Genomic DNA, 6,147 nt, shown 5'->3' on the forward strand with positions numbered 1-6,147 from the left:
GACTGAAGGCCATCTTAGCAGAGCATGGGAACGCCTTCTTGCGGCTTCGCCACGTTCAAGCAGAAGAGTAAAGTCAAATTATCTGTGGGCAAGCTTGCTTTCTTGTCGAAAGGCAATTGCCTGCAAGAATCTAACTTGCAGGTATAGGCGAGAAACAAAGAGGGTCTCGCCGTGTCCGACACCGTTGAAGAAGCCAGCAACAACCATATCGACCTGACGGTCGAAATCGTCTCCGCCTATCTGTCCAACAATCACGCATCTGTCGCCGACCTGCCGGGGCTGATCGCGAGCGTGCATGCAGCCGTGTCCGGACTGAGCCAGCCCCCAGAGACTAGCGAGCCGCAGGTCAAGCTCACGCCGGCACAGATCAAGAAGTCGATCACGGCCGACGCGCTGATCAGCTTTGAGGATGGCAAGCCCTACAAGACGCTGCGCCGACACCTGACGATCCGGGGGCTGACGCCGGAGAGCTACCGGGAGAAGTGGGGCCTGCCGCGCGACTACCCGATGGTGTCGGCCTCCTACTCGGAGGCGCGCTCCTCGCTCGCCAAGAGCCTCGGTCTCGGCCAGCAGCGCAACAAGGCGGCGACGAAGGCTGCCGCAACTACCGAGACGGTGAGCGCGCCGGCACCTGCCGCCGAGGCGCCGAAGGGCCGTGGAAGTCGTAAGAAGGCAGCTGACGTTCCTGCCAAGCCGCGCACCCGCCGCAAGCCTGCCGAGCCGGCTCCCGTGGAGTAGGATGCGAGCCGGCACAGGTCAGGCTTGTGCCGGCGCCTCCGACCTGAGAACGAGGGTGCTGCGTCAGTCGCTGACCGGAGCCGCGATCGAGAAGAGTGTCGCCAGCGCGAAGTTGCCGGCCACGAGAAGGGTGAGCAGGGTCAGCATCGTCGCTCGCCTCAAGCAACGCAGGTCCGAATGACCGCAGCCCGTTGCGGCGGGCACGCGCGGGTCGGCTTGGACATGCTCGAAAGCTTGGCAACCTGAGGCGCGGCATGCACCGAGGTCAGTGCCGGCAGGTGTGCCGTGCCGACCATGAGGGCGCCGGAGATGACCAGACGAAGAACGATATCGAGCATTGTCCTACCCCTCGTGCGGCCCTTGGCGGCCGTCTCTGAGCCAAGGTGTAGAAGCTTTGCCTTTCCTCGGTATTGCGTAGTTTGTTGCGTGGTCAGCTAGACCCTGCCACTGGAAAGGCCAGATGCCGGAGCCACTGCCAGAGCCTAAGAGAGAGCAGGTCCGACTGCTCGCCGCCGCAGCCGCGATCGTCGTTGTGGCCACGGCACTGGCCTGGTTCTTCGTGCTGCCTGATCGACCGGACATGGCTGTGCAGGACAGCGCGGCTGCGGCCATGGTTGCGTCCATGGCGCTGCTCGGTAAGGCCAAGAGGCACCGGAAGCGGTAAGGTCCAACGGCACAGACGAGCCCATACCCTCATCGGAGACGTGGATGCCCATCAAGGCGCTCAACGACCGCAAGAAGCTCTCGAACGACTTCAACGAGGCCAACGACGCCTTCATCGACGAGGTGCTCAGCGCTCTTCAGTTTGGGCAGATCACGCCCGACCTCGCCCGCGCCTATCTTGCGCATCCGGTGGCGATGATGCACTCGGATGGCGCTCAGGCGGTGGCGAACTACTTCGACCGCATGCTGTCACAGCGACCTACGATCGACTGGACGCCGGGAGAGTAGACCCACGCTCCCACCCCAAGTCGATACTTTTGCTATGGCGCGGAAGCCCGCCTGAGCCCTGACCAGCGCCCTGCGGATCGCCTCGCGCGTTTCCGGCCATCTGAGTCGCAGCAACTATGCCTGATGAGGCGGGGTTGTCCGCTGACAGTGAGCAATTCAGACCAAGAGGCTGGCTGGTGCGAAGGCAGATCGGACGGCTGCTTTGTGCGGCATGCGTTGCCACGGCGGGCTTCTACGGAGCCGCACTGGCTCGTGGCGGGTCATACAAGCCCTCAGCGGAACAGGCGGCGCCAACCGGACCGGAACGTGCGCGTGGCTTTGCGGGCCCGCGCAACGTTTCGGGTGCACCGCGAAGTGGACAACCCGCAGGCGTGCATCGCCAGCTGCGAGGCTTCTATCCGGCTCCACCGCCCTATGAACGGTCGAGGGGCTTCTCTCTGCCTCGTGGGAGAGACTCGCTGCCCATCCCAGGCCGGTTCTGAGGTGGTGGTTCGGTGCCCAGGCAATTGGCAGTTCATAGGTGGTCGAGAGATGCAGCAGGACGCCCCTGACCTTGATCGGACGGCACGCACGATCGCCGAGAACATATACGCAGCCTACACGCCGCAAGGTGAGGGCGGCGCAGGCCAGCAGAACGAGCAGATACTCCTGACGCGGCTTGTTGAAGCAATCCGGCCTGAGGTCCCGGGTGGAACGCCCCGGGACATCATCGATGCAGCCAACGCTGCCCTCAAGGCTTGGGAACAGCAGAGCGGTGAGGCCCGTGGGCCGCGCGTGAGCGCCCTCAATCGTGCGGAGGGTTCAGTGAAGATGGATGCGGCTGAGGCGTGAGGGGGCGAGATCCGTCACCGAGCACCTGAAGCCGAAGGGCCGCCCGAGTTGAGGCTTTGGCCGTTATGCCCATAACCATCAGATGGTTGCTCGTCGCAGGCATGCTGGCACTCGTCCTCTGGGTTGCCTTCCACCTCCGATGAAGCTCTGGCGATGGAACCCAGGATTGGTCATCGCAGGTTGAACTCGGCTTGGCGGTGTTAGGAAAGTGAGTTGTCGTCAAGCCTTGAGGATCTGAAAGGCAATCCGGCATTGCGCGAGGCCGTGTCTGCGGTGCGAGGTGCAGCCAGCACTCCGAGCGGCCGCGCCGTGACGCATGAGGAAGCGGAGCTTCTGGTCAGCTTCGCGCTTGCCACCTTCGCAAATGCGGGTGGCCTCGCCGAACCCAGTTTGGGCCGGCTTGCCCGCTTCTGTGAGAAGCTCGCCCCCCAGGAGAGTTTCGAGAGCCTGGCGAGGCACTAAGTAAATTCGAGAGCGCCTGAAAGCGAAGGATTATCTCAAGTTGAGGCGTTGACCTTCAAGTTCCATGACGTTTCGGCACAACGGTGATGGCGCCTGTGTGCTCGACGATTGCTGACTGTACGTCCTCCAAGTTCGTGATCCCCTGCTGGCGCATCTCCGCCATCACGTCGCGCGGATCGACCCGGCGGCGGCGCATCTGCGCATCATCCCAGGTGCCGTTCGAAAAGATCACCACAGGATTGCCCTCCGTGATCATCCCGACCACGGGCCAAAACCGTTTCAGGTGCGACAGGCACGTATGAAGGCCGGCGATCGTGCAGAGTGCGAGCAGGGCACCTGTGATCGAGCGATCATCGCTCAGGATCGGCGGCACAGCCATCCCGCCGAAGAAGAAGATCACCACCATGTCGAGCGGGGTGGCAGAGCGCATGATCCGCTGTGTCGTGAGCCGCAGAAGGACTAGGACGACAAGGTACATCAGGGCAGCACGAAGAACGATGTCCATGAACGTGGTAATCCCCACCCAAGGTTGTGCTCAGGGATAGATCAACAGCGGCAGGTCGAGCTGTTCGCCTTGGCTCGATAGCTGCGCCACAATCCAGCCGATGCGTCGCGGAGCCAGCTTGAAGGTGATGGCGCCCTGTCGATCAGGACCGAGCCGGAAGCTGTAGGTCACGCCGCTCGCCGTTGCATCGATCGAGGCAGCCCGAGGCTGTGTCGAGTTGATTGAGGCGTGCTCCAGAAGTTCGGAGCCAACGCCAATCTGAAGGGTCTCGCTGGGCAGCGGACTCGCGACCGTCACCCGCACTTCAGTGGGTGCATTGGCCCGCAGAAGGCGCTCGTAATGCACCTGCAGCGGCGCACGGTCGAAAGCCTTTGTTGCCCGCGCAAGCCAGCCTTGGCCGAAGAGGCCGACCAGCCCCGCAGAGACGAAGAGCGCAATGAGGCACTGCAGAGCCGTCTGCACATGGTTCCAGCGCCTCTCGAAGCCCGGGTTGGCTTCGAGTTGGATCTCGGTGGCGTCCGTCGAGCTGATCATCCGGTGTGTTGGCTCCGTGGTCTTGCACTCTGCAACAACCTCACAGAGGCAGAGCCTTTCACCTGCTGCGGCGACGGCGCACATGGCTGATCACAGCAGGGTGCAAGGTGCGCGCACTGCATTACGTGATGGATCTGCTTGGCTGGTGGCGGGCCAGCACCAAGGGAAGGCACTGATCCGCCTGTTACGCCAGGTGCGCGTTGAGGCGGGCAGCGGGGGACGGACGATCAACCCCGCGGCTGCAACTGCGGATCCATTCGAGTACGGCTTGTTGTGCAGGCTTGCTCCCGCCAGACCCGCGCCTCGGATCGAACCACCCGTCCCGCCGCTAGTTGACCGAGCGGCATAGGTCTCCAATTTGCTCAACTTCAGCCCGCCCGGCTCGCCGCGGCGAGCTTCATTTTACATAGATCAACCTCAATAACGCTTGAAAAGAATGTCGGCAGAGGCAGAGCAACTTCTTGCACAAAGCGCGGTTGGTAGGCTCAACGCTGGCGCTCGTCAGCAGGGAGATACCATGAAGAAACTTGGAACGTTTACTGCTCTGGCAATCGTGTCGGCTTGGCCGGCTTTAGCCCAGACAGCCCCCTACCCGCGATCGCCGGATGCGACTGGCACCGTCATCACGAGTCAGCCGAACACCACCGGCAACTCCCGCGACGTGATCATCGCGCCAGGCGCGAATGGTGCCGAGACGATCACGACGGACTCCGCTGCTGGAGGCAATGCTGGCCAGCCTTCCAGGCGCGTGCCGCAGGGTAGTGCCGCAAGCGGCGGACACGGCGGCAGCCAGTAAGCGACCCGAACCATACGCGCAGCCCCGCAGCTCAAGCGGCGGGGCTCCTTGTTTGTGCCACAGGCGGATCATGGACTTGCCTCAATTTAGTGGAGCAAGTCCAAAGCCAGTTTGACAAGCCGAATACGCTGTGGGAGTGCACGTTCATGCTGCACCCCTGCGCCCGATGCGCCTCGCAAAATCCAAGGGTGTCGCACCGGACGCTGTGCTCGACGAGATCGAGCGGAATGACCGCTCGTGAGGCCCCTTAGCGGCTTTGTTGTCGGGCGGGCGCCGAACGCCTCGCCTCAGATCACCGCCTCAATCAATCCAAGCTCTCGGGCCTCATCGGCCTCGATGTACCAATTCGCCGGCGCACGCCTGAGAACCTCCTCCATCGTCACGCGCGATCCTCGGATCAAGCTTGCGAAGCCCTCGTTCTGGATCTCGATCGAGCACTCGATCTCGTTCAGGGCTGCCCTTACGCTTGCAACACACGTCGTCAGCGGGCCGTCAAGCTTCAGCTCCTTCGAGAGCTTGCGCTCGTGGATCATCAGGCGCGTTCCCCGAGTGAGATAGCGGTCGGGTCGTGCGAAGAAGCTCATGAAGGTGGTGCCGGCCGAATAGATCACCGCCTTGCCAAGGAAGACAAAGCGACGATCCGGCGCGAGCTCGCTGTGGAAGCGGATGTCTTCCCCCATCATGCGCGCAACCTCAGGATCACCGCCGAGCGTGGACAGCTCAATCACCACCAAGCTCTGCTGCGAGGCTTGATCGAGCTGGCGCCGGAAGTCCCGGTACATGTCGGCGTCGACTGAGCCCGACAGCAGGATGGCTGGTCCCTTGAACGCGGACGCCGAGAGCGGCGTAGTGTCCATAGTCCTCTCCGAACCGCACCCGCTCGAACAACCAAGCTGAGCGAACTCGGTTCTGCGGATCTTGCCCCGTTCGGATTTGCGATACGCATGAGATGTCCGCCCGGCGCCGCAACGCGCCAAAAGGGCGTCGCGGAATCCCTCTCGCCGATCCAGGCGTTTCGTCCGCGAGATAGTTTGAGAAGCGAAGGCGTATTCCGAACGCAGAAGTCTGTGCTTCCGGCCAGACCGTACTTGCGCGCCGCACAACCGTCCTTGCCTGGGAAAGTTCCCACCAAGCAAGCGCGAATTTTTACGCCGCTAAGCTTGCCTTCTTCGAAGGGAGCGCCACCCTCATCTACCGCGCGGTCTTCTACAAGCGCGAGTGAGAGCAGCGAAACATGGCGAATGCTAGCAAGCGGAACATGGGCCCTGGCGCTCAGGGCAAGGGAACAGGATCGGGCGCCATGACGGAATTGCCAGAGGGCATTTTGCCA

General features: G+C 62.6%; 9 protein-coding genes. 5 read left to right on the plus strand and 4 right to left on the minus strand.

All coding sequences use genetic code 11. The features are described 5' to 3' along the window. Positions 1-171 precede the first annotated feature (171 nt). Positions 172-738 carry a Ros/MucR family transcriptional regulator gene (locus MOX02_RS28880; protein WP_147029227.1) on the plus strand — a complete coding sequence of 189 codons (567 nt, stop codon included), beginning with the start codon at positions 172-174 and terminating at the stop codon, positions 736-738. Positions 739-896: 158 nt separating this feature from the next. On the opposite strand, the gene MOX02_RS28885 is transcribed toward MOX02_RS28880, so the two are convergent. Further along, complete coding sequence (locus tag MOX02_RS28885) at positions 897-1,076, minus strand: hypothetical protein (RefSeq protein ID WP_147029228.1); 180 nt, start codon at positions 1,074-1,076, stop codon at positions 897-899. A 122-nt stretch (positions 1,077-1,198) separates the two neighbouring features. Between MOX02_RS28885 and MOX02_RS28890 the strand changes: the two genes are divergently transcribed. The 4 genes from MOX02_RS28890 (at position 1,199) to MOX02_RS28905 (ending at position 2,982) form a co-directional block, all read left to right on the plus strand. Continuing rightward, the gene (locus MOX02_RS28890) at positions 1,199-1,402 is read left to right on the plus strand and encodes a hypothetical protein (protein ID WP_147029229.1); all 204 of its coding nucleotides are present in this window, start codon (positions 1,199-1,201) and stop codon (positions 1,400-1,402) included. Between the two features lie 44 nt (positions 1,403-1,446). Beyond that, positions 1,447-1,689 (plus strand): hypothetical protein, encoded by a 243-nt coding sequence (locus tag MOX02_RS28895; protein WP_109889198.1) that lies wholly within the window; start codon positions 1,447-1,449, stop codon positions 1,687-1,689. 531 nt (positions 1,690-2,220) lie between these two features. Then, positions 2,221-2,520 carry a hypothetical protein gene (locus tag MOX02_RS28900; protein ID WP_147029230.1) on the plus strand — a complete coding sequence of 100 codons (300 nt, stop codon included), beginning with the start codon at positions 2,221-2,223 and terminating at the stop codon, positions 2,518-2,520. A gap of 213 nt (positions 2,521-2,733) precedes the next feature. Beyond that, a complete protein-coding gene (locus MOX02_RS28905; protein WP_147029231.1) occupies positions 2,734-2,982 on the plus strand; it encodes a hypothetical protein in 249 nt (82 codons plus the stop codon). Between the two features lie 55 nt (positions 2,983-3,037). Here MOX02_RS28905 and MOX02_RS28910 read toward each other — a convergent pair whose 3' ends face one another. The 3 genes from MOX02_RS28910 to MOX02_RS28925 all read right to left on the minus strand — a co-directional run bounded on the left by MOX02_RS28910 (position 3,038) and on the right by MOX02_RS28925 (position 5,674). Beyond that, a complete protein-coding gene (locus MOX02_RS28910; RefSeq protein ID WP_147029232.1) occupies positions 3,038-3,487 on the minus strand; it encodes a DUF421 domain-containing protein in 450 nt (149 codons plus the stop codon). 30 nt (positions 3,488-3,517) lie between these two features. Then, positions 3,518-4,021: a hypothetical protein gene (locus MOX02_RS28915; protein ID WP_147029233.1), complete on the minus strand. Its 504-nt coding sequence runs from the start codon at positions 4,019-4,021 to the stop codon at positions 3,518-3,520. 1,083 nt (positions 4,022-5,104) lie between these two features. After that, complete coding sequence (locus MOX02_RS28925) at positions 5,105-5,674, minus strand: peptidase S14 (RefSeq protein WP_147029235.1); 570 nt, start codon at positions 5,672-5,674, stop codon at positions 5,105-5,107. Positions 5,675-6,147 lie beyond the last annotated feature (473 nt).

It is taken from the genome of Methylobacterium oxalidis, from assembly GCF_007992195.1.
Classification (GTDB): domain Bacteria; phylum Pseudomonadota; class Alphaproteobacteria; order Rhizobiales; family Beijerinckiaceae; genus Methylobacterium; species Methylobacterium oxalidis.

Excerpts from the sequence above, each read along its gene's own strand:
- MOX02_RS28890 (WP_147029229.1), top strand. The coding sequence starts at position 1,199 with ATGCCGGAGCCACTGCCAGAGCCTAAGAGAGAGCAGGTCCGACTGCTC.
- MOX02_RS28885 (WP_147029228.1), bottom strand. The coding sequence starts at position 1,076 with ATGCTCGATATCGTTCTTCGTCTGGTCATCTCCGGCGCCCTCATGGTC.
- MOX02_RS28895 (WP_109889198.1), top strand. The coding sequence starts at position 1,447 with ATGCCCATCAAGGCGCTCAACGACCGCAAGAAGCTCTCGAACGACTTC.
- MOX02_RS28915 (WP_147029233.1), bottom strand. The coding sequence starts at position 4,021 with ATGATCAGCTCGACGGACGCCACCGAGATCCAACTCGAAGCCAACCCG.
- MOX02_RS28900 (WP_147029230.1), top strand. The coding sequence starts at position 2,221 with ATGCAGCAGGACGCCCCTGACCTTGATCGGACGGCACGCACGATCGCC.
- MOX02_RS28910 (WP_147029232.1), bottom strand. The coding sequence starts at position 3,487 with ATGGACATCGTTCTTCGTGCTGCCCTGATGTACCTTGTCGTCCTAGTC.
- MOX02_RS28925 (WP_147029235.1), bottom strand. The coding sequence starts at position 5,674 with ATGGACACTACGCCGCTCTCGGCGTCCGCGTTCAAGGGACCAGCCATC.